Source organism: Pseudomonas sp. SIMBA_068, assembly GCF_046534705.1.
GTDB lineage: Bacteria > Pseudomonadota > Gammaproteobacteria > Pseudomonadales > Pseudomonadaceae > Aquipseudomonas > Aquipseudomonas putida.
In genome coordinates this window covers 1-262 of the sequence record NZ_JAWRYI010000797.1, presented here as the reverse complement: position 1 = coordinate 262, position 262 = coordinate 1, and the positions used below count along the sequence as shown (strand labels likewise).

1 pseudogene is annotated in these 262 nt (G+C 60.3%); it reads right to left on the bottom strand.

Going from position 1 to position 262, the window contains the following annotated elements:
• Nucleotides 1–129 precede the first annotated feature (129 nt).
• Nucleotides 130–262, bottom strand: a pseudogene (locus tag SB756_RS31495) (glutathione S-transferase); the annotation flags it as partial.

The following is a 262-nucleotide window of genomic DNA, read 5'->3' as shown; positions in this document are numbered from 1 at the left end:
ATGGCGTGGGTGCTGACTTTGCCGGCGGCGATGTTGCTGGCGGGTAGCCTGTACTGGGTGCTGAATCAGATTTTCTAGGCTGCAAGATGAGCCTGTGGGAACAAGCCCCACAGGTTAAGTACGTGGCGATCAGCCCGGGATTATCAAGCCCCGTTGAACGGCAGGGCGCTCGAGGAAGTTGGCCAGCACCCGTTGCACTTCCTTGAACGCATCGAAGCCCACCAGCTCACGGGCGTTGTAGCGCTCCACCAGGTTGCGCACC